Raw genomic sequence first — 25,844 nt, 5'->3', positions numbered from 1 at the left:
GACGCGGTTCCAGACATCGCGTGCCTGAAAACGCCGGACAGCTACTATGATTCAAAAAGCGCTCACGAAGACCGGCGAGCCGGTCAGCATAACAGGGAAGCCCGGCACATTCTCCATGACTCCCGACGAAGATCAGCGACAGGGCAGCGTTCCTGACAGCCAGACTGACCTGCAACTCGTGCGCAAGGTGCGCAACGGGGAACGTTCTGCGTTCGATCTGCTGGTGCTGAAATACCAGTCGAGGGTTGCCTCCATCATCAGTCGCTACGTGTACGACAGTCAGGAAGTCATGGACCTGACTCAGGAAACGTTCGTCAAAGCGTATCGGGCTCTCGACCGTTTCCGGGGTGACAGCGCGTTCTACACCTGGCTGTACCGGATTGCGGTCAATACCGCCAAGAATTTCCTGGAATCCCGGGGCCGGCGGCCGCAAGGCAGCGCCGATGTTGCCGAGGCGGAAACCTTTGAGGATGGCCAGCGTCTTCGAGATGTTGCCTCACCTGAGCGCCTTTTGCAGCGCCAGGAGTTGCAGGCCGAACTGCAGGATGCGATCGAGCACCTGCCAGAGGAACTCCGCTCGGCGTTTCTGCTTCGTGAGTACGAAGGCTTAAGTTACGAAGATATAGCGCGGATTCTTGAGTGCCCGATCGGTACGGTGCGTTCCCGCATCTTCCGTGCGCGGGATGCGGTTGATCGGCAGCTCGGACCGCTGCTCAATCATTCAGTGACATGATCAAGGTTGCTTCTTATGGATGATCGTCTCAGAGAAACACTATCGGCGATGATGGATGACGAAGCGGACGAGCTGTCTGTCAGACGCCTGCTGTCCCACGACGGGCAGAGCGAAGTCCGTGATCAGTGGCAGCGTTGGCAGCAGGTGCGCTGCCTGATGCATAGCAGGCCTTCGCCGGTCGACGGCTTCGATGTGAGCTATGGTGTCTGGCAGGCCCTGGAGGGCAAGCCGGTGCCCGGAATTCCAAAGGGTGGCGAGCGTTCGGCACCCCGAACCCGCTGGCAGTGGCCGGCGGTTGCCATGGTGGCGCTGGCCCTTGTGGTCGGATTCGGAGCCGGAGCCAACTGGGAAGCCCTGGACGCGCCTGCCGTTCCGGCGGTGGTGGCCTCCGACGGTCCGGTTGAAAAGACACCGGAAGTCACTCTGCAGGGGCTGGATCAGGCCCAGTGGGATCATATGAGCCGGTATCTGTTGGAGCACGCACAGCACAACAGCGTGGCTGCCGGTCGTGGTGCCGTTGGCTATGCGCGTCTGGTGAGTGTGTCTGGTAGCGGTTATTGATGAGGTTGAGCATGGAGCAACAGGCGGACACTGATGGACACCCAACCGGCAACGCCTATATACGCTGGCCGCTATTAACCCTTCTGTTTTTTCTCATATTACCCCTGAGGGCCGAGGAGCTGACCGCGGACCAGTGGCTTGAACGACTGGGACCCGCCCTGAATATGACCTCTTATCGGGGCGTCTTTGTATACGGGCGAGGCAGTCAGATGCACTCCCTGCAAATTGCCCATCGGTATCGGGATGGTATGGTGCAGGAACGCCTGGTTCTCCAGGATGGCGGCGGAGGCGAAATCGTTCGTAAAGGGATGGAAGTGGTCTGCGTACTGCCCCGTCGGGGGCAGGTCCGGCTGGATCAGGTTATTCCGTCGGGGCCTTTTGCCGAAGCCTACGCCGGTACCGGTGTATCCATGAATCGCTGGTACACCGCGGAGCTTGCCGGCGAGGGGCGGGTTGCCGGGTATCCGGTTGTCGTGATTACGCTGACAGCCAAGGATGGACATCGGTACAGCCATCGTCTCTGGCTGGAAAAGAAGACCGCATTGCTGGTGAAAGGGCAAATAGGGTATCCGGACGGGACGGTGCTGGAGCACTTCCAGTTCACCAGCCTGGAGATCACCAACGATATTGCGGATGAGGAGTTTGAGATTCTGAGCAAGGGGCAGGAAGTGACCATTCCGCTCGAGGGCGACTCCGCATCAGCAGGTGAGCTGGCGGCGTCCGATGGCTGGAGCCTTGACTGGTTTCCTGATGGTTTTATGGTCGCAGCCACGCCTCGCTCAGGGCGTGGGCAGGCGATTGCCTATTCCGATGGCATCGCTGCCTTTTCCGTGTTTGTCGAGCCGGAGGGGGATGTTCAAATGCCGACCGGAGTCTCCCGAATCGGTGCAACGACCGTTTACATGCGGGCGCTGGAGATAAGTGGAGGTCGGTATCAGGTCACGGTGGTAGGCGAGATTCCTCCGGACACCGCGCGGCAGGTGGCCGAGTCGGTACGCGTAGAGGATGCGCTGGCGTTGAATGAGGTAGTTGATGATAACTGAGACCGGAAAAGTTGTGGCTGTGAAAGACGGTCGCGTCTGGGTGCAAACCATTCGCCAGAGCGCCTGCAGTACTTGCTCGGCACGCAGTGGGTGTGGTCAGCGAGTGCTTGCCGCGGCGACATCCGGTCGGGCCAATCAGGTGCTGGTCACGAATTCGGTGAACGCTGTTGTCGGGGATGAGGTGACTCTGGGCATTGATGAGCGGGCCCTGCTTGGCGCATCCATGCTGGCCTACGCCATTCCGCTGGTGTTGCTGGTTGTTGCCAGCGTGGCCGGCCATAGTCTATCCGGGGGGGAGGATCTTTGGGCCATAGTCGGCGCCGTTCTCGGGCTCGGCGCTGGTTTTTTCATCGGACGGGGGCTCCACGCCCGTTCAGGGGACGCTTATGAGCCAAGGCTGTTGCGGGTGAACCGGATTCCATCAGGCGCTGGCAGGTAGTTGCCGTGCAAACCCTACCGTTTTGTAAGTTGAAAAACAGTCCAGTCAACTCAAGATTACGTTTTGGGTATTGAAAACAAGGGAGTATGTCATGCCGAGACTAATTACTGCGGCTGTCCAGCCTGCACCCGCGCTCCGGGCCCAGGCTATGTTCGGGGCGCTGCTCATGCTGTCTTTATTGGTTTTGAGTGCCTGGAGTTCCAGCGCAGGTGCCCGTGGGCTGCCGGACTTCACCGATCTGGTGGAGGATAACTCCAGTGCTGTGGTCAACATCAGTACCACAGCTGCCCCCCAGAAAGGCAACACGTTCGGGTTGCCCTTCAATGAACGTGAATTTGAGGAATTGCCCGAATTCTTCCAGGACTTTTTCCGGCGTGGTCCCCGGGGTGATTTCGGCGGTCCGGGCGGTAACCGGCCTCCCCGCCAGTCAATGGGCTCTGGGTTTATTGTTTCTTCCGATGGCTACATCCTGACGAACAACCACGTTGTGGAAGGTGCTGAAGAGATCATTGTGCGCCTGAGTGATCGCCGGGAATTGCCTGCCAAGCTCGTGGGTACGGACCCCCGGTCCGACCTGGCGGTTCTGAAATTGAGCGATGGCGATGACCTGCCGGTGGTTCAGGTCGGCCGTTCGGAAGATCTGGAAGTTGGTGAATGGGTGTTTGCCATTGGTTCGCCATTCGGCTTCGACTACACGGTAACCGCTGGCATTGTCAGCGCTCTGGGTCGGTCCCTGCCGTCAGAAAACTACGTGCCGTTTATCCAGACTGACGTGGCCATCAACCCCGGAAACTCCGGTGGTCCTCTGTTTAACCTGGATGGCGAGGTGATTGGTATCAACTCTCAGATCTACACCCGTTCCGGTGGCTTCATGGGGGTATCCTTCGCAATTCCGATCGACGATGCGATGAACGTGTTCCGTCAGATTCGTGATAACGGTCGTGTGGCCCGTGGCTGGCTCGGTGTGCTGATTCAGGAAGTGAACCGGGATCTGGCTGAGAGTTTCGGCCTGAAGCGTCCTCGCGGTGCGCTGGTTGCTGAGGTGATCGATGGTTCTCCCGCGCAGGCGGCTGGTCTGCAGTCGGGTGATATCGTGTTGGAATACGAAGGTGAGAATATCCAGCTTTCGTCCGATTTACCGCCGAAAGTTGGCCGCACGCCCATTGGGGAAACGGCCACGCTGACGATACTTCGCCGCGGTGAGGAAATGGAGCTGGGCGTGAAGATCGGTGCCTTGCCCGAACAGGGTGGTGAGTTGGCGGCTGCGCCGTCCGAGGGTGGTCCGGCCTCCTCGTCCGCACCGCTGGGCCTTACCGTAGAGCCCATTCCGAGGGAGTTTGCCGACTCACTTGGCGTCCAGGACGGCGTGCTGGTTACTGAAGTGGCTCGCGGGCCAGCCTTCGAGGCGGGTATTCGCCAGCGAGACGTCATTACTGAGATCAACCGGGAAACCGTATCCTCCGTGGCTGACTTCCGGAAGGTGGTCGAATCGCTACCCGAGGGAAAGGCTGTTTCGGTGCGTGTGGTCAGGGAAGGGCGTGCTCTTTATCTCGTCATGAAGCCCTGATCGAGCCAAATTAGGAAGGCGTCTGAAGCTGAGCCCCCGGCTGGTGTCAAAAACGACACTTCTGGGGGCTTTTGTTATACTTGCTCGCATTTCAAGCAGAGCGGCCAGGGATTGGAACAGACCAGATGACGAAGAAAAAGGATCTCACGACAGGGCAACTGCTGTCCTTGCGTCATGGATGGGCAGCGTGGCTGGTGTTGGCTGTTGCTCTTGGGGCTACCGTCCTGTTGTGGCAGTTGTCGATTCGTCTGGTTGAAGACCGCACTGAAGCCCGTTTCCGTACCCAATCCCTGCAGCTCAAAACCGCCATTGAAGAGCGTCTTCTCAACTACGAACAGGTGCTCGCTGGCGGTGCGGGACTGTTCTCCGTGACTGGAAGCGTCACCCGCGATGAGTGGCGAGAATACATCGAGAAGGTCGATATCAATCGGTATTACCCCGGCATACAGGGCATCGGTTACGTGCGCAGGATTGATGTACGGGACATGGCCGATCACATCGCCTTTGTTCGCGCCAACGGCATTCCCGGTTATCTGGTTCGCCCCCTGGGTACCGGTCCGGACTATTACCCCATGGTTTATCTCGAGCCAGGTACCGATCGCAATCGTCGAGCCCTGGGCTACGACGCGTTCAGCGACCCGGTGCATCGCGAAGCCATGGAGCGGGCGCGGGACGAGGCGGCTCCGATGGTTACCGGCAAGCTGGTGCTGGTGCAGGAAGAGCTGGCTGAGGATCAGGCAAGCTTTCTCATGTACTACCCCGTGTACCAGGGAGGTGAGGCTCCGGGTAACCGCACAGAACGCCGGATGATGCTGTCTGGCTACGTATTCAGTGCGTTTCGGATGAATAATTTGATCGACGGTATCGTTGGCCTGATTTCGCCGTTTCTCGATGTCCGTATTTACGACGAGGGGGTCCCCGAGAAGGACTTCCTGATGTATGGCTCCAACCTCGGGTCGCTGGACGAGCTTTTCAGTTTCCAGATGAACCAGACTGTCTCTGCCGGCGGTCGTGACTGGTTGCTCCAGACCCGTTCCACGCCAGCGTTTGATTACCTGGCGTCGGATCCACGCCCGTCCATCGTGCTGGGCAGTGGTGCCGCGATCAGTGCACTGTTGTTCCTGCTGGTTCTGGCATTGATTCGCTCCCGTCTCATGGCGCAGGTGAGTGCGGGTCGCTATCGGGCGATCACCGAAGGTGCGGCAAACGTCACTCTGGTGATGGATCGCGAGGGGCGTGTGACCTTTGCCAGCCCCTCCAGCTACGACATCCTGGGATTTGATCCGGCACAGCTTCCCTCGCTGGCGCTGGATCCGCTGGTGCACACCGATGACTGGCCGAAGTTGCAGGAGTGCTTTGAAGAAGCTGTGGGGCACTCGGGCCGTCCGGTGCCGGTTACCCGGGCACGTATTCGTGATGCCGGAGGAGAATGGCGTGAAATGGAGGGTACCTTCACCGCCATGCTGGCGACGCCGGGGGTCAACGGAGTTGTGCTGAGCCTGCGGGATCTCACGCAGTTGAAAGCGGCGCAATCTGAATTGCATCGCCTGGCGTTCTACGACCCGCTGACCGGGCTGGCCAATCGTCAGCTGTTGCGAGACCGGTTGAAGCATGTGGTGACTGGCAGCCGTCGGTCCGGAGAAGCGGCGGCGCTGATGCTGTTGGATCTGGACGGATTCAAGAGAATCAATGACACCCTTGGTCATGACGCAGGTGACGAATTGCTGTGCCAGATTGCACGCTGGCTGGAAGGCGGTGTCCGGGAAGACGATTCGGTGGCACGGCTGGGTGGCGACGAGTTTGTGGTTCTTTTGTCCCGAGTTGGTGGGCCAGAAGACGCAGGCCGGGTGGCCGAGGGCATCCTGGAGCGTTTGTGTCAGCGGGTGCGGTTGAACGATCACGAGGTCGCAGTCACCGTGAGCATCGGTATCACCATGATCCCGGACGATAGCGAAGATCCGGTCACCCTGATGAAATACGCCGATCTGGCTATGTACAAAGCGAAGGAGCTGGGGCGCAATAACTTCCAGTTCTTCACTCCGGCCATGAACATCAAGGCCGCCCGCCGAATGCTGCAGCAAGAAGAACTTACCTCGGCGCTGAACGAGGATCGTTTTGTCCTGCACTACCAGCCCAAGGTGGATCTGGCCTCCGAGCGGGTGATAGGGGTTGAGGCGCTCTTGCGTTGGCACCATCCGGAGAAAGGTCTGGTTCCGGCGAGTCAGTTTATCGGACTCGTGGAGGAAACCGGGATGATCGTGCGGCTTGGTGAGATGGCGTTGCGCCAGGCCTGCATCCAGGTGCAGGCGCTGGAACGGGCGGGCTTCGAGTCACTGAAAATGGCCGTCAACCTCTCGGTGCGCCAGCTGATGGATAACGGTTTTCTCGACATGGTGCGGCAGGTCATTACTGAAACCGGGGTGTCTCCGGATCGCCTGGAACTGGAACTTCCGGTTCAGCTTCTGAATGAAGATGCCAGAACCGTCAGGGAAGTGCTGGTGGCACTGCACGATCTCGGCGTGTGCCTGATCCTGGATGATTTTGGTACGGGAACCTGTTCTCTGGTGGCGCTTCAGCAGCTGCCTCTGGATGTGGTCAAGATCGACCACGAGTTCATTCGAGATATTCCCTACAACGTCAGCGCTACTGATGTGGCGTCCGCGGTCATTGCTCTTGCCCACAAACTACACCTGACTATCGTGGCTGAAGGCGTGGAAACGCCCCAGCAGCTGAGCTTCCTGAAAACGTCCGGTTGCTCCCAGTGTCAGGGTAATCTGTTCAGCTACCCACTCGACGAGGATACCCTGATCGGTTTCCTGATCCGGCAGTACGAGAAGCCCCTCATCTCCTGATCATGGCAATGCGGGCCGGTAACCGGTAAAATCACGCCTTTGCCGGCCTCCGGCAGCGGCCTGTCTGGGCCCAATTCTTCGTCCAATTGTGAGTACGCATCATCTGTGAGTGAACTGAGCCGAATCCGTAACTTCTCCATCATTGCCCACATTGACCACGGTAAGTCGACCCTGGCAGATCGCTTTATCCAGATCTGCGGCGGCCTGACCGACCGTGAAATGGCGGAGCAGGTGCTGGACTCCATGGATCTGGAACGAGAACGAGGGATCACCATCAAGGCGCAGAGCGTGACGCTCAATTACAAGGCGCGGGATGGTCATGAATACAAGCTGAACTTTATCGACACACCCGGGCACGTGGACTTCTCCTACGAGGTTTCACGCTCTCTCTATGCGTGTGAGGGGGCGTTACTGGTGGTGGATGCGGGCCAGGGCGTGGAGGCTCAGTCGGTCGCGAACTGCTATACCGCCATCGAGCAGGGGCTGGAAGTGGTTCCGGTGCTCAACAAGATGGATCTGCCGCAGGCCGAGCCGGAGCGGGTTGCTGCCGAAATCGAGGATATTATCGGCATTGAGGCCGTTGACGCGGTGAAATGCAGCGCCAAAAGTGGCCTGGGCGTCGAGGATGTGCTGGAAGACCTGATCAAGCGCATTCCACCTCCCAAGGGCGATCGCCAGGCTCCCCTGCAGGCGCTGATTATCGATTCCTGGTTCGATAATTACCTCGGTGTTGTGTCTCTGGTTCGTGTCACCGAAGGCACCCTTCGCAAGGGCGACAAGATTGTCATGAAATCGACGGGCCGTGTATGGGGCGTCGACAAGGTGGGCATCTTCAACCCGAAGCAGACAGATACCGGCATCCTGGAGGCCGGTGATGTCGGTTTTGTGGTGGCCGGTATCAAGGATATCCACGGCGCGCCGGTGGGCGATACCATCGTGCACCAGAAGCATGCGGAACAAACGCCGATGCTGCCGGGCTTCCAGAAGATCAAACCCCAGGTATACGCTGGCCTGTTCCCGGTCAGTGCGGACGATTACGACGATTTCCGCGATGCCCTGGAAAAGCTAACCCTCAACGATGCTTCCCTGTTCTTCGAGCCGGAAAATTCTGACGCTCTCGGGTTTGGTTTCCGCTGTGGTTTCCTGGGCATGCTCCACATGGAGATTATCCAGGAGCGTCTTGAGCGCGAATACGATATTGACCTCATCACCACCGCGCCAACGGTTATCTATGAAGTTATCACCAAGCAGGGTGAGACCCTGTCGGTCGACAACCCCTCGCGGCTGCCGGATATTGGCTCCATCGAAGAGATGCGAGAACCCATCGTGGAGGCCAATATCCTTGTGCCTCAAGAACATCTGGGGAATGTGATTGCGCTGTGCGAAGAGAAGCGTGGCGTACAGAAAAACATGCACTTCATGTCATCCCAGGTGCAGCTGACTTACGAGCTTCCGATGGCGGAAGTAGTGATGGATTTCTTCGACCGCATCAAGTCGGCGAGTCGGGGTTTTGCCTCACTGGACTACCATTTTGTGCGGTTCCAGCCGGCGAACCTGGTGCGCCTGGATGTGCTGATCAACGGCGATCGGGTGGATGCGCTGGCACTGATCGTTCACAAGGACCAGTCCCATTACAAAGGACGCCAGCTCATCGAAAAGATGAAAGAGCTGATTCCCCGTCAGATGTTTGATATCGCCATTCAGGCGGCCATCGGCACTCAGGTGGTGTCCCGGGTAACCGTCAAGGCGTTACGCAAGAACGTAACGGCCAAGTGTTACGGTGGTGACGTGAGTCGGAAGAAAAAGCTTCTACAGAAGCAGAAAGAAGGCAAGAAGCGCATGAAGCAGTTGGGCAATGTCGAAGTGCCTCAGGAAGCGTTTCTGGCGGTATTGCAAGTGGACAAATAACAAAAAGGCTTCTGGATGGATATTGATTTTCCCCTGGTGCTGGTAGTTCTGACCTTCGCAACGGGTCTGATCTGGCTGGCGGATAAACTGTTTTTACGGGAGCGGCGTCTGGCCGCGGCTCGTGCTGGTCAGCCAGCGGACTCTGCAGCCGTAGCAGGGGAAAGCGAGGAGCCCAAGGAACCCTACCTGGTTGACCTGAGCCGCTCGTTTTTTCCGGTACTGGCCATCGTACTGGTCTTGCGGTCGTTCCTGGTAGAACCGTTCCAGATTCCTTCCGGGTCTATGCTTCCGACTCTGGAAGTGGGCGACTTTATTCTTGTTAACAAGTACGCCTACGGCCTTCGGCTGCCCGTAGCCGGTACCAAGGTGGTCGAGATGGGCGATCCGGAACGCGGCGATGTGATGGTCTTCCGTTACCCTCAGGATGGTTCAACCAACTACATTAAGAGGGTCGTAGGGCTGCCGGGGGATGAAATCCGTTACCGGGACAAGCAGCTGTTTATCAACGGTGACAAGGTCGAAAGCCAGTTTATTGCCCGATTGCCGCCGGTGGAACTCCGCCGGGAGGACCTGGGTGATCTCGAGCACGATATTTTCCTGACCATGGGGCGCCCGGGTGTCGAAGGCGAGGGTGAATGGGTTGTGCCAGAGGGTCATTACTTTGTCATGGGTGATAATCGGGACAACAGCAACGACAGCCGGTACTGGGGGACTGTCCCGGACGAGCTTGTGGTTGGAAAGGCATTTGCGATCTGGATGCACTGGAAATCGCTGACCAGTCTGCCGTCCTTTGATCGCGTAGGTGGTATCGAATAATTCCAACGAGTCTGGAGTGCAGTAAACATGAACGAAAATAAAATCTCTGGCATTGGACGTCAGCGTGGTGCTTCTGGCCTGACCATGATGGTCATGGTGCTTTTCTTCGGCGGCTTGCTGACCCTGGTGATCAAGCTCGGTCCTGCGTATATGGATGACTATACGATTCAACAGACTCTGGAGGGCCTGGAAGGCACCAAGGGACTTTCCAAGATGGGGCCTGCCCAGGTGCACGCCCTGATTAACAAGCGCCTGAGCGTAAATAACGTCCGAACCCTCGAGAAAGAGGCCATTACCGTCGAGAAAAACGGCGAGTTGGTTGCTCTGCTTGTTGATTACGAAGTCAGGACAAACCTTTTCCGCAATGTGGATGCGGTCGTCCACTTCAAACACGATTACGAGATGAAGGGCCAGTGAGTTCGCAACCGGATCTTGATCAGCTTCAGCGGCGCATCGGGTATCATTTCAAAGAGCCCGAGCGTCTGACGCTGGCGCTCACCCACCGCAGTTACGGCAATCAGAACAATGAGCGGCTGGAGTTCCTTGGGGACTCCATCGTGAATATGGTGATTGCCGAGTACCTGTACTGCCATTTCGAAAAGGCTCGCGAAGGGCAGCTCAGCCGCCTGCGTGCCAGAATGGTCAAGGGTGTGACCCTGGCTGAGATCGGCCGGGAATTCCAGCTGGGACAATACCTCAGGCTGGGTTCCGGCGAGCTGAAAAGCGGCGGATTCCGGCGGGAGTCGATTCTGGCCGATGCGGTTGAGTCCATTATTGGTGCTATTTACCTCGACAGTGATTTCGAGACCTGCCGGGAAAAGGTGCTGCACTGGTTTACGCAGCGGCTCCAGAATCTGGACTTGCAGGATACTCAGAAAGATCCAAAAACACGCCTTCAGGAATACTTGCAGTCCCGGCAGTTTCCGTTGCCTCGGTACGATGTGATCTCGGTAGATGGCGAGGCCCACAATCAGACTTTCCATGTCTCGTGCGCCCTGCCGTCACTGGACAGGAAAACCACCGGCACCGGCAGCAGTCGACGAATCGCCGAGCAGCAGGCGGCCCGCAATGCCCTGAAAGAACTGGGCGTGGAGACCTCGTAATGAACGATATTACCCGACCGGACAACCCTGACAGTCGTTGTGGATTTGTTGCCATCGTGGGCCGTCCCAACGTGGGCAAGTCCACCCTGCTGAACCATATCCTCGGACAAAAACTCAGCATCACCTCTCGCAAGCCTCAAACCACGCGGCATCAGGTCCTTGGCATCAAGACCGATGGTCCGGTGCAGGCGATCTATGTCGACACGCCGGGGATGCATGAGGAAGAACCCCGCGCACTGAACCGGTATATGAACAAGGCTGCAACCTCGGCTTTGATCGATGTAGATGTCGTCGTGTTCGTTGTTGACCAGATGAACTGGACCGCTGGTGACGAGATGGTTTTGGAGAAGCTCAGTCGCCTCAAGTGCCCGGTCATCCTTGCAGTCAACAAGATCGACAAGCTCGAAAAGCGTGAGGCGATGCTGCCCCATCTCGAGATGCTGTCGAAGAAACGGGATTTTGCCGAGATCATCCCCCTGTCTGCCCTCAAGGAAAATAATCTGGAACCGCTGGAAGAGGCGGTGGGGCGTTACCTGCCCCAGAGTATCCATTTCTATCCCGACGACCAGATTACCGACCGCAGTGAGCGTTTCCTGGCGTCGGAGATCGTGCGGGAGAAAATCACCCGCCAGTTGGGGGCGGAGTTGCCTTATTCGGTGGCCGTGGAAATTGAAGAATTCAAACACCAGGGTAAGACCCTGCACATTTCCGCGCTGATACTGGTCGAGCGGGAAGGGCAGAAAAAGATCATGATCGGAGATAAGGGCGAGCGTCTGCGCCGTATCGGGCAGGAAGCCCGAACCGACATGGAGAGGCTGTTTGGCAGCAAGGTCATGTTACGCCTGTGGGTCAAGGTCAAGCGTGGCTGGGCAGACAGCGATCGGGCCCTGAAAAGCCTTGGCATGAACTCCAACTGAGGCCCGAATGCGCGGGACAGTGCACCAGGAGCCTGCCTATGTGATTCACCGCCGGCCCTGGCGTGAATCCAGTCTGCTGGTTGAACTGTTCACCCTGAACGCCGGGCGTGTCGCGCTGATTGCACGGGGAGCCAGCAGCGCCAGGAGCCCGCTCAAGGCGCAGCTCCAGCCCTTCCAGCCCCTGCTGGTTGACTGGACCGGGCGGGGAGAGCTGAAAACCCTGACCAGTGTTGAGGTTCGCCGTGGCCCCGCGCCAACGCGCACGGCTTCGCTGTACAGCGGCCTCTACCTGAACGAGCTTCTCCAGCGCGCTCTTCCCGTCGCCGACCCTCATCCCAAGGTGTTTGCTGCCTACATCGATACCATTTCAGCGCTGGCGGATGCGACCGATGTCGAGCCGGTCTTGCGGCGATTTGAGGCGGCGTTCGCCGAAGCCTTGGGCTATGGTTTTGCGTGGGACCTGGCCACCGACGTGGGGCAACCTGTCTTGCCCGAGTACAGCTATGGCTATGATCCGGAGCAGGGGATTGTTTTGAATGCGGGGCCGGGAACCCGGTTACAAAACCTGCCTGGAGAAGCGCTTCTGGCACTTGCTCGGGGCGAATTGGAACAAGCGTTGTGCCGGCAAACCGCAAAGCGCGTTATGCGGGTGCTGACGGACCATCTCCTGCAAGGCAAACCACTGCATAGTCGGACATTATTCACCCACCTTCGGGGAGAACGGAATGAATCCTAGAGTTTTACTGGGCGTAAATATCGACCATGTGGCCACACTGCGACAGGCCCGCGGCACCCGCTATCCGGATCCGGTTCAGGCCGCGATCCTGGCTGAGGAAGCCGGCGCTGACGGAATTACCATTCATCCGAGGGAAGACCGTCGCCACATCCAGGATCGGGATGTCCTCCTGTTGAGAGACATTCTGCAGACCAAGATGAATCTGGAAATGGCGGTGACCGATCCCATGCTGGCGTTTGCCGAGCAGGTTCGTCCCGAATGTGTGTGCCTGGTGCCTGAAAAGCGGGAGGAACTGACCACCGAAGGGGGGCTCGATGTCATTGGGCAGGAGAACCGCGTTGCCCGGGCCTGTGAGCGTCTGGCTGGCTTTGGCGCTGAGGTGTCGCTGTTTATTGATCCGGACCCGGACCAGATTGATGCGGCGGTACGCTGTGGTGCTCCGGTGATTGAACTGCACACCGGCGAGTACGCCGAGGCGAAAACACCGGAAGAACTGGAGAAAACCCTGAAGGTGATTGCAGATGCGGTGATCTACGCCCATTCGCAGGGGCTCATCGTCAATGCTGGCCATGGTCTGCATTACCACAACACCGAACAGGTTGCCGCGATTCCTCACATCAACGAGTTGAACATCGGCCATGCCATTATTGCCCGTGCCGTGTTCACCGGGCTGAAAGAGGCGGTTCGTGAAATGAAGGGGATTCTGGACCGGGCGCGGGGGCTGGGCTGACCGGCCCCCACCCATATGCGGGAAATCAGGTGCTTTCCTCTGTTTCCGGTCGTTGTTCCCTGAACAGTTGCTGCCAGTCGGTTTGATCGCTCCAGATCTGTAGCCGCTCCATGGCGGATACGAGCTGCGCCTTGTGGTGCTCAAGGTCCGGTGCGTGTCGTTTAAGCGCAGTCTCAAGCCGGTTGGCTGCCGCACGAAGTTCCGGCACACCGCAGTAACGGGTTGCCCCGTGCAGCTTGTGTACGCAGTCAAGGAGCCCCTCCAGATCGTTGTTGTCCCAGAGTTCCTCAACCCGATCGCGGTCCAGTTCCATTTGCTCCAGAAGCATGCTGAACAGCTCTTCCGCCAGATCGGTTTTGCCAGCTGCAAGTTGAATGCTTTCCTCGATACTGACGCAGTCCTGCTGCATTTTCCGGGCCGAGGGGCGAATCGACAGGTGGGTGTCTCGCACTTCGGGTACCCGATAGTGCTCAGAGACCGGTGTGTGCCCATGGCACACGTATCCGGTGTATTCCCGGATGATGTCCACCAGCTGAGCGCTGCTGATGGGCTTGGGCATATAGCCGTCAAAACCCTGCTGCACAAGGCGTTCCTGTTCATCGGCCAGGGTGTGGGCGGTCAGGGCGATGATGGGCGTTCGGTGTGACGCCGGATCCATTTCCCGCAGCCGGGCGGTAGTTTCAACGCCATCCATGCCGGGCATCTGCAAGTCCATGAACACCAGGTCGAAGGGATTGCCCCGACTCTTGCTCAACGCTTCGAACCCGCTGGAGGCGCCCACGGCCTCGATCTGGTAGTCATCAAGCAGGGTCATGATGAGCTTGAGATTCGCCTCATTGTCATCCACAGCGAGGATCCTCGGTGCGGTTCCTCCTGGCAGCGGCTGAACGGGCGTCGTGGCTACCAGCGACGTTCGACCTGCGGAACTGACGCCATGAACAAGCAGCACAAGTTCATCGTAGAAGGTATCGCGGCACGCGGGTTTGGTAATGTGCCCGCTGGCCAGACCGGATAGCGGCGGGTCCTGGGTTTCCAGGGTGGGTGTCAGCAGCAGTGTCCGGCAATCCCGTTCAATCTCCAGGTTGCGCACCAGGCCGCAATACTGGCTCGAGTTCAACAGGTGCCGGGTAATGCCAATAATGGCGAGGGCGTAGCCGGCCTGATCTTTCTGTGCTTCCTCGATGCGTTCCTGCAGGGCCGCCGGCGAGTTCACCCGGTCCACTGTCATGCCCCAGTCACGCAGGAGGTGCTCAACGGCCAACCCGGTGGTCTGTTGTTGCTCCAGATAAATCACGCGTTCGCCTCGGAGCGAATCCTTGGGATCGATGGTGTCGCTGCCGGCGGCGATGTCCGAGGTCAGGGTAAACCAGAACGTCGAGCCCTTGCCCAGTTCGCTTTCGAGGCCGATCTTGCCGCCCATCTCCTCGACGAGTCGCTTGGAAATCGCCAGCCCCAGTCCAGTGCCGCCGTATTGACGAGCGGTGGAGGCATCCGCCTGACTGAACGCGTTGAACAGGGATTGCTGTTGGGCGCGGGACAGCCCGACGCCAGAGTCGGTGATGCTGATGCGCAGGGTGACACGGCTGCCGTCTGCGGTTTCGCTTTCTTCTTCCAGGCTGGCGCGAAGGACAACCTCACCAGTCTGGGTGAACTTGATGGCGTTATTCAGCAGGTTGGTGATGACCTGTTTCACCCGCAGCGGGTCGCCAAGAATGCCATCCGGTACGTCGTTGTAGACCAGCGGTACCAGATCCAGGTTCTTGGTGTGGGCTGCCGGTGCCAGCATGGTCATGACCTCTTCCACCGTATCCCGAATCTGGAAAGGCACCCGGTCCAGAATCAGCTTGCCGGCCTCGATCTTCGAGAAGTCGAGGATGTCGTTGATGATGGTCAGCAGGATTTCCGACGACTTGCGAATGGTATTCAAGTGATCTCGTTGCTGGCGGGGTAGCGGGCTTTTGAGCAGCAACTCGGTGAAGCCAATGATCCCGTTCAGCGGCGTACGGATTTCATGGGACATATTGGCCAGAAATTCCGACTTGATGCGGCTGGCCTCCAGGGCTTCCTTGCGGGCGAAGTCCAGCTCGATGTTCTGGATTTCGATGGTTTCCAGGGTTTCCCGAAGGTCTTCCGTGGCCTGGTCAATGTTTTGCTGCATTTCAGCCTGGGCCTGGCTCAATTCGGCTGCCATGGCGTTGAGCCCGGATTCCAGTTGCTCGAACTCCGGGCCGGCTTCCGTGTGAACCCGGGTGTCGAGCATGCCTTCTTTGAATTTTGCGACCGCTTCGTTCAATTCAAAGATCGGTGAGGTGAAGGCCCGGCTCAGGCGCAGTGCAACCGCAAGGCTGAGCCCCACACCTGCCAGAACCAGCAGTAGTGAAATCAGGAGCGCCTTATAAGTTTCCTTTTCGGTACGGATGTGGGACATCTCGACAGCGACCCAGCCCATGGGTGCTTGGGGCTGGGACATGGGTTGTCCGGCTTCCGGTGCCAGCATGGTCTCAATCATCAGGTCCTGCAGGAACACGGGGGTGATGAAGCGGGTGCTGTGCTCGAGCCGGAAGTTGGTGGCCGCTTCCCCTGAAAGCTCATCGGATGTCAGCGTATCCGACCCGACCGGCCCGGTGTGCAGCAGGCGGTTGCCTTCGCGATCAAAAAAGGTGATGGAGCGGACGTCCTGCTCCTCAAGCAGTGCTTTAGACAGACTGTTGAGGAGACTCCGGTTGGCGGTGAACAGCCCGTATTCGGAACCTGCGGCCAGCTGACGGGACAGGGACTCACCCCGGTCTTTCAGCAGGCTTTCAATGTTGGTGACCCAGCTATACGTAAAGAACATCCCCAACATGAGCGTGGTCAGCAGGGTGGGAACCAGGGTTACCACCAGCACCTTTTTGCGAATGCCCCAGCGTCGCATAGTCTGATCCCGAATTCTTGTCTGGCCCTGAACCTCTGGAAAGAAATGGCCCGGACCTGCCTTCCCTGTCTTGACTGATTACCAGCAGGCGGCTGCGTTAACACGGCCTCCCGTGCCCACTGAAAAGTCGATACAGTTATAGCTGCCAGTCATGGATATAGCTAGAAGCTTTATTGGGAGATGGCGCTCATAACGCGTATCATGCCTACCTCAAAAGTGTACCACAGGGTAATGATATGAATTTCCCCACAATTGAAGATTATGTAGGGCATACCCCATTGGTTCGCCTGCAGCGTCTGCCGGGCGAGACCTCCAATATCATTCTGGCCAAGCTGGAAGGCAATAACCCTGCTGGATCGGTCAAGGACCGGCCGGCGTTAAGCATGATCCAGGAAGCCGAGCGTCGGGGCGCCATCCAGCCCGGCGATACGCTGATCGAAGCCACCAGTGGCAATACCGGCATCGCCCTGGCCATGGCAGCTGCCATCAAGGGTTACCGGATGGTGCTGATCATGCCTGCCAATATGAGTGAAGAACGCCGCGCTTCCATGCGTGCCTACGGGGCAGAAATCGTGACGGTCAGTCAGGAAGAGGGCATGGAGGCGGCCCGTGATCTGGCCCAGCATATGGAGGCAATGGGTAAGGGCAAGGTGCTGGACCAGTTCAGCAACCAGGACAATCCTCTGGCCCATTACCGAACCACCGGCCCGGAAATCTGGCAGCAGACGGAGGGGCGTATCACCCATTTCGTCAGCTCCATGGGCACCACGGGCACCATTATGGGCGTGTCCCGTTACCTGAAAGAGCGTAATCCGGATATCCGAATTGTAGGCTTGCAGCCGAAAGAGGGTGCCTCCATCCCCGGTATCCGTCGCTGGCCCGAGGCTTACCTGCCGAAAATTTACGACGCTAGCCGCGTCGATCAGGTCATGGACATTGACCAGCAGGAAGCCGAAGACACCATGCGTGCCCTGGCCGCCGAGGAGGGCATTTTCTGCGGGGTGTCTTCCGGTGGGTCGATTGCTGCCGCCCTGAAACTGTCTCGCCAGGTTGAAAACGCCGTTATTGTTGCCATTATCTGTGATCGAGGCGACCGATACCTTTCCACCGGCGTCTTTTCCGGCGCCTGAACCACCGTCTAACCGAGAGTAGTTTTATGAGCAGACGACGCCGCAAGGCTCTACCGACGGAGCCTGTGCGCTGTTCCATCGAGACCCTGAGCCACGACGGCCGGGGCATTGCCCGTCAGGATGGCAAGACACAGTTTGTCGACGGTGCCCTGCCGGGTGAGACCGTGATGGCCAAGATGGTATCCACCCGCAGCAAATTTGATGAATTGCGGGCTATCGAGGTACTGGAAAGCGTGCCGGAGCGTCAGGAATCCCCATGCGGCTTTGCTGACCTGTGTGGCGGATGCAGTCTCCAGCACATGAGCGGTGATGCCCAGATTCGGTTCAAGGAAGATACCCTCCGGGAGCATTTTGCCCACTTCGGAGGCATTGAGCCGGAAGAGTGGATTGCTCCCATGCGCTCCGACAACACCCTTGGCTACCGCCGAAAGGCCCGTCTGGGCGTGCGTTACGTGACGGCGCGGGAGTCTGTGCTGGTGGGCTTTCGCGAGAAGCGCAACAGCTTCCTGACCGACATCGATCGGTGTGTGGTGATGGATCCGCGCATTGGCGAGCGGATCATGCCTCTACGGGAGATGCTGTACGAGCTGGAAGCCTACAAGCGGATTGCCCAGGTGGAGGTGGCTTGCGGCGACGATGTGGCGGCTATGGTCTTCCGAAATATGGATGAGCTGAGCGAGTCAGATCGCACGCGCCTGATCGAGTTTGGAAAGGCCCACGATTTGCATATTTACCTCCAGCCGAAAGGGCCTGACACCGTTCACAGAATCTGGCCAGAGTCGTCCGGGCATGAGGATGAGCGACTAAGCTATCGGCTGGATGAGTTCGATCTCACCATGCAGTTCCATCCCATGGACTTCACCCAGGTCAATGCGGGTATTAACCAGAAGATGGTTCGTCGAGCGGTCGAGTGGCTCGACATTCAGCCGGGTGAACGGGTGCTGGATCTGTTCTGCGGTCTGGGTAATTTTACCTTGCCGCTGGCGCGCAGGAGCGGCCAGGTGGTCGGCGTGGAAGGCGATGATGCCATGGTTGTTCGCGGACGCGAGAACGCGCGGCTGAACGGCCTGGACAACGTCAGCTTCCATGGCGCCGACCTGCATGGTGATTTCACCGGTCAGAGTTGGGCGAAAGAGGGCTTCGACAAGATTCTGATTGACCCGCCCCGGTCTGGCGCCGAGGAAATCTGCAAGTACCTGACAGCGTTCGGCGCCGGCCGAATCGTCTATGTTTCCTGTAACCCGGCAACGCTGGCCCGTGATGCCGGGGTCATGGTGCGCAATGGCTATCGGCTGGTGCGTGCCGGTGTGATGGATATGTTTCCCCACACCACCCATGTTGAGTCCATTGCTCTGTTCGAGCGGGACGCTTCCTAAAGGTAGTTCGCCCTATGGGATAATGGGCGGTAACAAACAGGGACAGCGAAAACGCTATGGTAAAAGTCCGCGAAGATTACGTCGTCACTGAAGAGGGCGAGGTCGACATAGAGCGTTGCGTGCAGCACGTTTCCGGCCTGACGCAACTCGAAGACATTGATCAGTTCCGCCAGGCCTGTGAGAGGGCCGCGGAAGCTGACCTGCGGGCTATACGTGATGAACAGCAGTGGACTGAGGGCGCCAGCAGTTTCCGGATCGGGCTGGAAATGGTGCAGGTGCTGGCCGAACTACATCTGGACCAGGCCAGCCTGGTGGCTGCCATGCTTTACCGGGCTGTACGCGAGGAACGTCTGCCGCTGGAAAACATCCGGCGGGAGTTCGGCGACGAGATTGCCGGGCTGATCAAGGGTGTTCTGCAGATGGCGGCAATTTCCTCCATTCATCATCCCCTGAAAGGCAATGTCCTCGGCCAGAGCGAAGGCCAGCTCGATAACGTCCGCAAGATGCTGGTCACCATGATTGATGATGTTCGGGTGGCCCTGATCAAACTGGCGGAGCGGACCAGCGTCATCCGGGCGGTCAAGAATGCGTCCGAAGAAAAGCGCATGCGGGTGGCGCGGGAAGTATTCGACATATACGCCCCCCTGGCTCACCGGCTTGGCATCGGTCACATCAAGTGGGAGCTGGAAGATCTGTCGTTCCGTTACCTGCATGAATCCGCTTACAAGAAAATCGCCAAGTTGCTGGACGAAAAGCGTCTGGCGCGGGACAGCTATATCCGCAGCGTGATCGAGATTCTGCAAGAACAGCTGGAAGAGTCCGGAATCAAGGCGGAGCTTTCCGGGCGAGCCAAACACATCTACAGCATCTGGCGAAAGATGCGCCGCAAGGACATCGATTTTTCCCAGGTCTACGACGTTCGGGCGGTGCGCATTCTGGTGCCCGAAGTCCGGGACTGTTACGCCGCGCTGGGGATTGTGCACACGCTCTGGCGTCATATCCCGAACGAGTTTGACGACTACATCGCCAACCCTAAGGAAAATGGTTACCAGTCCCTGCACACCGCGGTGATTGGCCCCGAAGGCAAAGTGGTCGAGGTGCAGATTCGCACCCATCAGATGCACGAGGAAGCTGAACTGGGGGTGTGCGCCCACTGGCTGTATAAAGGCACTGACAAGAGCAACAAGTCCACCGGCTACGACGCCAAGATCAACTGGCTGCGCCAGGTTCTTGAGTGGCAGGAAGAGCTGGGGGATTTGTCCGGGCTGGCGGACCACCTCAAATCCGATGTGACCTCCGATCGGGTCTATGTCTTCACGCCCGAAGGCCACGTGGTGGATCTTCCCCAGGGCGCTACACCGGTGGACTTTGCTTACCGTGTGCACACCGAGATAGGTCATGCCTGTCGAGGAGCCCGGGTGAACAACCGCATTGTTCCTCTGACCTATCCGCTGAAGACCGGGGATCAGGTGTTTATTCTCACCTCTAACAACCCGGCTCCAAGTCGCGACTGGCTGAATCCCAGTCTCGGTTACATCCAGACCTCCCGGGCGCGTGCCAAGGTAACGCACTGGTTCAAACAGCAGGACCGTGACCGGAACATTGTCGACGGCCGGGCCATTCTGGAGGATGAGTTCAAGCGCCTTTCCATTTACGACGTGAACCTGAACGATCTGGCCCAGAGGGTGAACTACCTCTGCGCTGATGACATGTTTGCCGCCATCGGGGCTGGCGATCTTCGGCCGGCGCACGTGGCCCACTGTGCCCAGCAACTGTTGGAACCGAAGAGCGAACAGCTTGATCTGAAGCTGGCACCCCAGCGACGCAAACCGATCCCGGCGGATTCAGACATCCATATCGTGGGGGTAGGCAAACTCAAGACCCAGGTGGCCAAGTGCTGCAAGCCCCTGCCGGGAGACCCCATCGGCGGCTATATCACGGTTGGCCGGGGCGTGACGGTGCACAGGCTCGACTGTCTGACCTTCCTGCACCTGCGGGAGTATGAGCCGAACCGGATCATCGAGGTGAGCTGGGGTGGCCAGCCCACGGCGGTGTATCCGGTGGACATCGAGATCGAAGCCTACGATCGTTCGGGTCTTCTGAGAGATATTACCCAAGTGTTGTCGGCCTCTAAAACGGACGTGGTGGCGCTGCACACACAAACCAACAAGGACGAAAACACCGCCACGATGACGGTAACGGTGGAGATTTCGAGCCTGGAGCAGCTGGCACGTTTGCTGGCGCAGATTCGTAATCTTTCGAACATTATCGATGTAAGACGCAGGCGCGGATGAGCTACTCAATCGATGATCTGAAAACGCTGATGGCCCGCCTCAGGGAGCCGGACACCGGTTGCCCCTGGGACACCAGGCAGACCTACAGCAGCATTGTTCCTCACACCATCGAGGAGGCCTACGAAGTAGCCGATGCTATTGAGCGGGGCGACTATGGTCATCTGAAGGACGAGCTTGGGGATCTGCTGTTCCAAGTCATCTTCTATGCGCAGATTGCCCGGGAGGAAGGTCGCTTCGAGTTTGACGAAGTGGTGGATAATCTGGTGCGCAAGCTCGTACGTCGCCATCCTCACGTTTTTCCGGCGGGCACGCTGGATAGCCGCATTGATCCCGACAACCGCCCGGACGAGGCCTGGATCAAAGAGAGTTGGGAGCGCATCAAGGCGGAAGAGCGTGCGATGATGCCCCCTGCGGAGGAAGAGCCCGGCCGGCTCGCTGGTATTGCCCGCACATTACCGGCCATGGCCCGGGCGGAAAAACTGCAGAAACGGGCTGCCCGGCACGGCTTTGACTGGCCAGACATTGAGCCGGTGTTCGATAAGCTGCATGAGGAAATTGACGAACTGAAGGAGGCTTGGACGGAACTTCAGGCTGGCACCGGCGATGCGGATGCCGTTGAAGATGAGATGGGCGATCTCCTGTTCGTTTGTGTGAACCTTGCACGCTTTTTGAGCGTAAATCCTGAGCAAGCCCTGAAGCGAACCAATCACAAATTCGAGTCCCGGTTCCGGGAGATCGAACGGATTCTGGAGCGGGAAGGGCGAAGTATGGACGACGAAAGTCTGGATGCCCTGGATGCTGTCTGGCAGTCGGTTAAGGGCGTTGAAAAAGGCAGCACTGGCACTTAGCGTGGGCTGGAAAAAAGTCGTAAGTACAATTCGTTACCAATTTCATGCCCCCTGAAAAGCCGGTTCGACTACACTTCTCCGCAGCGGAAATCAGAGTCCGTTCGCGATAAAAAAGATGCAGGAGTGAGGGCACGATGAAAATTAAGGATCTGGTCAATTACTGGGACAAACATGCGCGGGGACGGCTGACTCGCGACGCCTATTTTGCGGCTTTGTCTGACCAGCATCATAGTCGCCTGGAAAAGCTGGCGGCGCTTTATCCGATGAAATCTCCGCAGGACCTGATGCGGGATCTGGTGTCTGCGGCGCTGGACGAACTTGAAACCAGTTTCCCCTATGTCCAGGGAACCAAAGTTGTGGCGTACGACGAGGATGGTTTCGAAATCTATGAAGATCAGGGCTTGACGCCCAAGTTTGTCAGTCTGAGCCAGAAGCACATCCAGCGCTTGAAGGCTCGTCAGCTGGACTCAGTCGCCTGACCTTTCTTCCCTGATATCTCAGTCATGAAGCATCTGGAGCGCCGAACGGCGCTCCATTTCGTTGGGCCTCAGAACAAGGTGCCACGGCCCGATGGGTGTTACTTGGCTTTCTTGCTTTCCAGTCGGTCTTTCAATGGTGTCTGGCGCACCAGATCATCCAGCGCGGCGCTGATCATGTCGTTCAGGATGTCGCTTTCACTGCGGTCCGGATAGATCTCTGCCAGTGCTGCAATCCGAGCCGCATCTTCCAACGGCAGTCTCAGATTGTAGTCGTGAGTGCGCTCAACAGTTTGCTTGTCGCTTTCCCAGTGCTTTGGCAGATCGGTTACTTTCATGTGGACTCCTAGGGCCGCCGGCGAGCTTCGCCAATAGACTTTCTGAACCAAACCTTAGTATCGTAAGTTTCGTTTGTCGCCGTCAATTAAAAGGACGTAACCGTGACCGAGCTTCACCCTGATCTTCGTGAAAATGTTCGCCTGTTGGGAGAGCTGCTGGGGCAGAGTATCCGACGATCCCCGGGGCAGGACTGTTTCGAGCTGATCGAGGAGATCCGAGCTGCCGCCAAGAGCGACCGGCTCCAGGAAGACGATTCCGGTCAGCGTCTGGTCAGCCTGTTGGGTAAGCTGGGCGATGACGAGTTGCTGCCGGTTACCCGCGCCTTCAACCAGTTTCTCAATCTTGCCAATCTGGCCGAGCAATATCACGGCATCCGCCGCAAGCGTGGGCACCAATCCGACCTGGTGGTTGAATCCTTGGGGGACGTCTTTGCTCGTTTGAAAGCGGGTGGCGTCAGCCCGGCAGAGCTGCACCAGAAAGTGGCGGATCTGCGGCTCGAATTTGTGCTGACCGCTCACCCGACGGAAGTCGCTCGCCGTACGCTGATTATGAAGTATGACGAGATGTCCCATTGCCTGGGGCAGTTGGATCACGATGATCTGCTGCCCGCCGAGCGGGAAGAGATCGTTGGCCGACTCTTCCGGTTAATTACGGAGGCCTGGCACACCGATGAAATACGCCACGAGCGTCCGACGGCGGTGGATGAAGCCAAGTGGGGCTTTGCGGTCATCGAACACAGCCTCTGGCATGCATTACCCCAGTTCCTGAGGAGTCTGGATGCCTCGCTGATGGACGCGACGGGCAATGGTCTCCCCATGCAGGTGTCGCCCATTCGCATTGCATCCTGGATGGGCGGGGATCGGGACGGCAATCCGAATGTGACCCACGATGTCACCCGGCAGGTGTTCCTGCTTGGCCGCTGGATGGCGGCTGACCTGTTCCTGCGGGACATCAAGATGCTGCGTGCCGAGCTTTCCATGTGGCAGGCCAGCGATGAACTGAAAGGTGTGGTGGGCGATGCCCGGGAACCTTACCGCGAAGTGCTCGGCGGTCTGCGCGAGCGGCTGATCAAAACCCGCGATTGGGCCGAGGCCTGCATCAACGATGAGCCGGCCGATGCTACCGGCATACTGTTTGAAAACGAGGATCTGACCGCGCCCCTCGAGCTGTGCTACCGATCGCTGGTGGCCTGTGGCCTGGACAGTATTGCCGATGGACCCTTACTGGACACTATTCGCCGTGCGCATACCTTTGGCTTGCCGCTGATTCGTCTCGATATCCGGCAGGAGGCCTCCCGTCATGCTGAGGCTGTGGCCGAGATGGTCAGTTATCTCGGCCTTGGGGACTACCTGTCCTGGTCGGAAGAGCAGCGGCAGGCGTTCCTTGTTGAGGAGCTGCAGGGCCGACGCCCTTTGGTTCCTCGCAGCTGGGAGCCTTCGGATAACGTTCGCGAAGTGCTGGCCACCTGTGAAGTGGTTGCCGGACAGACGCCTCAGGCCCTGGGCTCCTACGTGATTTCCATGGCCAGCAAGCCTTCCGATGTCCTGAATGTCATTTTGCTGCTTCGCGAAGCCGGGATGAGGCACCCGATGCGCGTTGTGCCGCTGTTTGAAACTCTGGACGATTTGCGTGGGGCTCCTGAGAGCATGGAGGCCCTGTATCAGGTGGACTGGTACCGGCAGTACACCCAGGGTCGCCAGGAAGTGATGATTGGTTATTCTGATTCTTCCAAAGACGCCGGTCAGCTGATGGCCGCCTGGGCGCAGTACCAGGCCCAGGAAAAACTGACGGAAGTCGCCAGCCAGTATGGTGTGCACCTGACCCTGTTCCACGGGCGTGGCGGCACGGTCGGCCGGGGTGGCGGACCGGCCAACCGGGCGATCCTCTCCCAGCCTCCAGGATCTGTGAATGGCAGCTTTCGAATTACCGAGCAGGGTGAAATGATCCGCTTCAAGTTTGGTCTGCCGGAACTGGCGGTTCAAAGCCTCACGCTTTACACCACAGCGGTTGTTGAAGCCACCCTGGCGCCGCCGCGTCAACCCGAACCGGGGTGGCGGGAGACCATGGACTGGCTGACAGAGCGGTCTCTGAAATCTTATCGTGAAGTGGTTCGGGAGCACCCGGATTTTGTGCCTTATTTCCGGCAGGTCACGCCAGAGCAGGCGCTGGGCAAGCTGGCCCTCGGCAGTCGACCGGCCCGGCGCAAGGCGACCGGCGGGGTGGAGAGCCTTCGGGCGATTCCGTGGATCTTTGCCTGGACCCAGATGCGATTGATGCTCCCTAGCTGGTTGGGCAGTGACGTTGCTCTGGAAGAAGCGGCGCAGGAGAAAAAGCTGCCCCAACTCAGGGAGATGATGCGAGGCTGGCCGTTTTTCCGAACGTACATCGACATGCTGGAAATGGTGGTGGCGAAGGCTGATTTCAGGATTGCCAGTTATTATGAGAAGACGTTGCTTGATGACCCACAGCTCAAGGAGTTGGGCGCCGACCTCCGCAGTCGGCTGCAGCAGTGCATTCAGCGGCTGCTGGAACTCAAGCAACAGAGTGAGTTGCTGGAAGCCGAGCCGGTATTCGCTCACTCCATGCGGGTGCGCAATCCATACACGGATCCTCTGCACTATCTGCAGGCTGAGCTGCTTCGACGTAGCCGGCAAGGGGAGGAGCAGGGTGAAGTGTCGGAGCTGGTAGAGCGCGCACTGAAAGTAACCATGGCCGGAATATCGGCTGGCATGCGAAACACCGGTTAATTAGGGATGCGAAGAGTAGACTGTCGCTGACCTTCCAGGCACACAGCGCTGGCTGGGCTCTGGAACACTGCCCGACACCTCACGGAGTGTGCGGGCGGCCGATTGTCGTCCATTCAGCGCCGGATTTCTGCGGTTACCTTGACAGTCCAACCCAGGATGGATGGCGGTTGCAGAGAACACTATGCTCTGGGACTGGTACGTAGGTCGACTTTCTCTAAGAGGGCTGACTTCGTATAATGCGCGTTCTCTGAATCTGGGGGCAGTGGTTGTCAACCGAGAGAGAGGTTGTCGCAAAGGCGAGAGCTTTTGCCGCAA

At 58.4% G+C, this 25,844-nt stretch carries 21 protein-coding genes; 19 read left to right on the top strand and 2 right to left on the bottom strand.

From position 1 onward, the window contains the following. The first annotated feature begins 46 nt into the window (after nucleotides 1–46). The 13 genes from rpoE to pdxJ all read left to right on the top strand — a co-directional run bounded on the left by rpoE (nucleotide 47) and on the right by pdxJ (nucleotide 13,405). On the top strand, nucleotides 47–733 hold the full coding sequence (gene rpoE, locus QVZ43_RS14625; RefSeq protein WP_302910530.1) for an RNA polymerase sigma factor RpoE: 687 nt from the start codon (nucleotides 47–49) through the stop codon (nucleotides 731–733). Nucleotides 734–748: 15 nt separating this feature from the next. Then, on the top strand, nucleotides 749–1,294 hold the full coding sequence (locus tag QVZ43_RS14620) for a sigma-E factor negative regulatory protein (RefSeq protein WP_302910529.1): 546 nt from the start codon (nucleotides 749–751) through the stop codon (nucleotides 1,292–1,294). Between the two features lie 11 nt (nucleotides 1,295–1,305). Further along, the gene (locus QVZ43_RS14615) at nucleotides 1,306–2,337 is read left to right on the top strand and encodes a MucB/RseB C-terminal domain-containing protein (protein WP_302910528.1); all 1,032 of its coding nucleotides are present in this window, start codon (nucleotides 1,306–1,308) and stop codon (nucleotides 2,335–2,337) included. Then, on the top strand, nucleotides 2,327–2,776 hold the full coding sequence (locus QVZ43_RS14610; RefSeq protein WP_223792833.1) for a SoxR reducing system RseC family protein: 450 nt from the start codon (nucleotides 2,327–2,329) through the stop codon (nucleotides 2,774–2,776). The genes QVZ43_RS14615 and QVZ43_RS14610 overlap by 11 nt, the downstream gene beginning before the upstream one ends. A 148-nt stretch (nucleotides 2,777–2,924) precedes the next feature. After that, nucleotides 2,925–4,343 carry a DegQ family serine endoprotease gene (locus tag QVZ43_RS14605; protein WP_302910668.1) on the top strand — a complete coding sequence of 473 codons (1,419 nt, stop codon included), beginning with the start codon at nucleotides 2,925–2,927 and terminating at the stop codon, nucleotides 4,341–4,343. A gap of 125 nt (nucleotides 4,344–4,468) precedes the next feature. Next, nucleotides 4,469–7,195, top strand: a complete 2,727-nt coding sequence (locus tag QVZ43_RS14600) for a bifunctional diguanylate cyclase/phosphodiesterase (protein ID WP_302910527.1) — start codon at nucleotides 4,469–4,471, stop codon at nucleotides 7,193–7,195. A 105-nt stretch (nucleotides 7,196–7,300) separates the two neighbouring features. Further along, nucleotides 7,301–9,103 carry a translation elongation factor 4 gene (lepA, locus tag QVZ43_RS14595; protein WP_223792835.1) on the top strand — a complete coding sequence of 601 codons (1,803 nt, stop codon included), beginning with the start codon at nucleotides 7,301–7,303 and terminating at the stop codon, nucleotides 9,101–9,103. A 15-nt stretch (nucleotides 9,104–9,118) separates the two neighbouring features. Next, entirely contained in the window at nucleotides 9,119–9,919 is an 801-nt protein-coding gene (lepB, locus tag QVZ43_RS14590; protein WP_302910526.1) for a signal peptidase I, read from the top strand. A gap of 27 nt (nucleotides 9,920–9,946) precedes the next feature. After that, on the top strand, nucleotides 9,947–10,336 hold the full coding sequence (locus QVZ43_RS14585; RefSeq protein WP_223792837.1) for a DUF4845 domain-containing protein: 390 nt from the start codon (nucleotides 9,947–9,949) through the stop codon (nucleotides 10,334–10,336). Next, complete coding sequence (rnc, locus tag QVZ43_RS14580) at nucleotides 10,333–11,022, top strand: ribonuclease III (protein ID WP_302910525.1); 690 nt, start codon at nucleotides 10,333–10,335, stop codon at nucleotides 11,020–11,022. Before QVZ43_RS14585 ends, rnc begins: the two co-directional genes overlap by 4 nt. Next, entirely contained in the window at nucleotides 11,022–11,939 is a 918-nt protein-coding gene (gene era, locus QVZ43_RS14575) for a GTPase Era (protein WP_302910524.1), read from the top strand. The genes rnc and era overlap by 1 nt, the downstream gene beginning before the upstream one ends. A 7-nt stretch (nucleotides 11,940–11,946) precedes the next feature. After that, nucleotides 11,947–12,675, top strand: a complete 729-nt coding sequence (gene recO, locus QVZ43_RS14570; protein WP_302910523.1) for a DNA repair protein RecO — start codon at nucleotides 11,947–11,949, stop codon at nucleotides 12,673–12,675. Further along, entirely contained in the window at nucleotides 12,665–13,405 is a 741-nt protein-coding gene (gene pdxJ, locus QVZ43_RS14565) for a pyridoxine 5'-phosphate synthase (RefSeq protein ID WP_302910522.1), read from the top strand. The genes recO and pdxJ overlap by 11 nt, the downstream gene beginning before the upstream one ends. 25 nt (nucleotides 13,406–13,430) lie before the next feature. Here the strand turns inward: pdxJ and QVZ43_RS14560 are convergent, their stop codons facing one another. Further along, complete coding sequence (locus tag QVZ43_RS14560) at nucleotides 13,431–16,319, bottom strand: ATP-binding protein (protein WP_302910521.1); 2,889 nt, start codon at nucleotides 16,317–16,319, stop codon at nucleotides 13,431–13,433. Between the two features lie 236 nt (nucleotides 16,320–16,555). Between QVZ43_RS14560 and cysM the strand changes: the two genes are divergently transcribed. From cysM to QVZ43_RS14535, 5 genes are all read left to right on the top strand, one after another. Beyond that, on the top strand, nucleotides 16,556–17,449 hold the full coding sequence (cysM, locus tag QVZ43_RS14555) for a cysteine synthase CysM (protein WP_302910520.1): 894 nt from the start codon (nucleotides 16,556–16,558) through the stop codon (nucleotides 17,447–17,449). A gap of 26 nt (nucleotides 17,450–17,475) precedes the next feature. After that, nucleotides 17,476–18,825 (top strand): 23S rRNA (uracil(1939)-C(5))-methyltransferase RlmD, encoded by a 1,350-nt coding sequence (rlmD, locus tag QVZ43_RS14550; RefSeq protein WP_302910519.1) that lies wholly within the window; start codon nucleotides 17,476–17,478, stop codon nucleotides 18,823–18,825. 56 nt (nucleotides 18,826–18,881) lie between these two features. Continuing rightward, nucleotides 18,882–21,119: a GTP diphosphokinase gene (gene relA / locus QVZ43_RS14545; RefSeq protein ID WP_223792845.1), complete on the top strand. Its 2,238-nt coding sequence runs from the start codon at nucleotides 18,882–18,884 to the stop codon at nucleotides 21,117–21,119. Beyond that, entirely contained in the window at nucleotides 21,116–21,967 is an 852-nt protein-coding gene (mazG, locus tag QVZ43_RS14540; protein WP_302910518.1) for a nucleoside triphosphate pyrophosphohydrolase, read from the top strand. The genes relA and mazG overlap by 4 nt, the downstream gene beginning before the upstream one ends. Nucleotides 21,968–22,101: 134 nt before the next feature. Then, entirely contained in the window at nucleotides 22,102–22,446 is a 345-nt protein-coding gene (locus QVZ43_RS14535) for a pilin assembly protein (protein WP_223792847.1), read from the top strand. A gap of 98 nt (nucleotides 22,447–22,544) precedes the next feature. On the opposite strand, the gene QVZ43_RS14530 is transcribed toward QVZ43_RS14535, so the two are convergent. Next, nucleotides 22,545–22,781 carry a hypothetical protein gene (locus QVZ43_RS14530; protein ID WP_223792848.1) on the bottom strand — a complete coding sequence of 79 codons (237 nt, stop codon included), beginning with the start codon at nucleotides 22,779–22,781 and terminating at the stop codon, nucleotides 22,545–22,547. Nucleotides 22,782–22,883: 102 nt separating this feature from the next. Here QVZ43_RS14530 and ppc point away from each other — a divergent pair, with 102 nt between their 5' ends. Then, on the top strand, nucleotides 22,884–25,529 hold the full coding sequence (gene ppc / locus QVZ43_RS14525) for a phosphoenolpyruvate carboxylase (RefSeq protein ID WP_302910517.1): 2,646 nt from the start codon (nucleotides 22,884–22,886) through the stop codon (nucleotides 25,527–25,529). Nucleotides 25,530–25,844: the final 315 nt, after the last annotated feature.

This window comes from Marinobacter suaedae (assembly GCF_030519635.1).
Classification (GTDB): Bacteria; Pseudomonadota; Gammaproteobacteria; order Pseudomonadales; family Oleiphilaceae; genus Marinobacter; species Marinobacter suaedae.
Note: the sequence above shows the minus strand (reverse complement) of the source record. Positions and strands in the feature narration are given on the sequence as shown.

Excerpts from the sequence above, each read along its gene's own strand:
- mazG (WP_302910518.1), top strand. The coding sequence starts at position 21,116 with ATGAGCTACTCAATCGATGATCTGAAAACGCTGATGGCCCGCCTCAGG.
- pdxJ (WP_302910522.1), top strand. The coding sequence starts at position 12,665 with ATGAATCCTAGAGTTTTACTGGGCGTAAATATCGACCATGTGGCCACA.
- cysM (WP_302910520.1), top strand. The coding sequence starts at position 16,556 with ATGAATTTCCCCACAATTGAAGATTATGTAGGGCATACCCCATTGGTT.
- recO (WP_302910523.1), top strand. The coding sequence starts at position 11,947 with ATGCGCGGGACAGTGCACCAGGAGCCTGCCTATGTGATTCACCGCCGG.
- QVZ43_RS14620 (WP_302910529.1), top strand. The coding sequence starts at position 749 with ATGGATGATCGTCTCAGAGAAACACTATCGGCGATGATGGATGACGAA.
- lepB (WP_302910526.1), top strand. The coding sequence starts at position 9,119 with ATGGATATTGATTTTCCCCTGGTGCTGGTAGTTCTGACCTTCGCAACG.
- QVZ43_RS14585 (WP_223792837.1), top strand. The coding sequence starts at position 9,947 with ATGAACGAAAATAAAATCTCTGGCATTGGACGTCAGCGTGGTGCTTCT.
- QVZ43_RS14610 (WP_223792833.1), top strand. The coding sequence starts at position 2,327 with ATGATAACTGAGACCGGAAAAGTTGTGGCTGTGAAAGACGGTCGCGTC.
- rlmD (WP_302910519.1), top strand. The coding sequence starts at position 17,476 with ATGAGCAGACGACGCCGCAAGGCTCTACCGACGGAGCCTGTGCGCTGT.
- QVZ43_RS14535 (WP_223792847.1), top strand. The coding sequence starts at position 22,102 with ATGAAAATTAAGGATCTGGTCAATTACTGGGACAAACATGCGCGGGGA.
- QVZ43_RS14600 (WP_302910527.1), top strand. The coding sequence starts at position 4,469 with ATGACGAAGAAAAAGGATCTCACGACAGGGCAACTGCTGTCCTTGCGT.
- QVZ43_RS14560 (WP_302910521.1), bottom strand. The coding sequence starts at position 16,319 with ATGCGACGCTGGGGCATTCGCAAAAAGGTGCTGGTGGTAACCCTGGTT.
- era (WP_302910524.1), top strand. The coding sequence starts at position 11,022 with ATGAACGATATTACCCGACCGGACAACCCTGACAGTCGTTGTGGATTT.
- QVZ43_RS14615 (WP_302910528.1), top strand. The coding sequence starts at position 1,306 with ATGGAGCAACAGGCGGACACTGATGGACACCCAACCGGCAACGCCTAT.
- relA (WP_223792845.1), top strand. The coding sequence starts at position 18,882 with ATGGTAAAAGTCCGCGAAGATTACGTCGTCACTGAAGAGGGCGAGGTC.
- QVZ43_RS14530 (WP_223792848.1), bottom strand. The coding sequence starts at position 22,781 with ATGAAAGTAACCGATCTGCCAAAGCACTGGGAAAGCGACAAGCAAACT.
- QVZ43_RS14605 (WP_302910668.1), top strand. The coding sequence starts at position 2,925 with ATGTTCGGGGCGCTGCTCATGCTGTCTTTATTGGTTTTGAGTGCCTGG.
- rpoE (WP_302910530.1), top strand. The coding sequence starts at position 47 with ATGATTCAAAAAGCGCTCACGAAGACCGGCGAGCCGGTCAGCATAACA.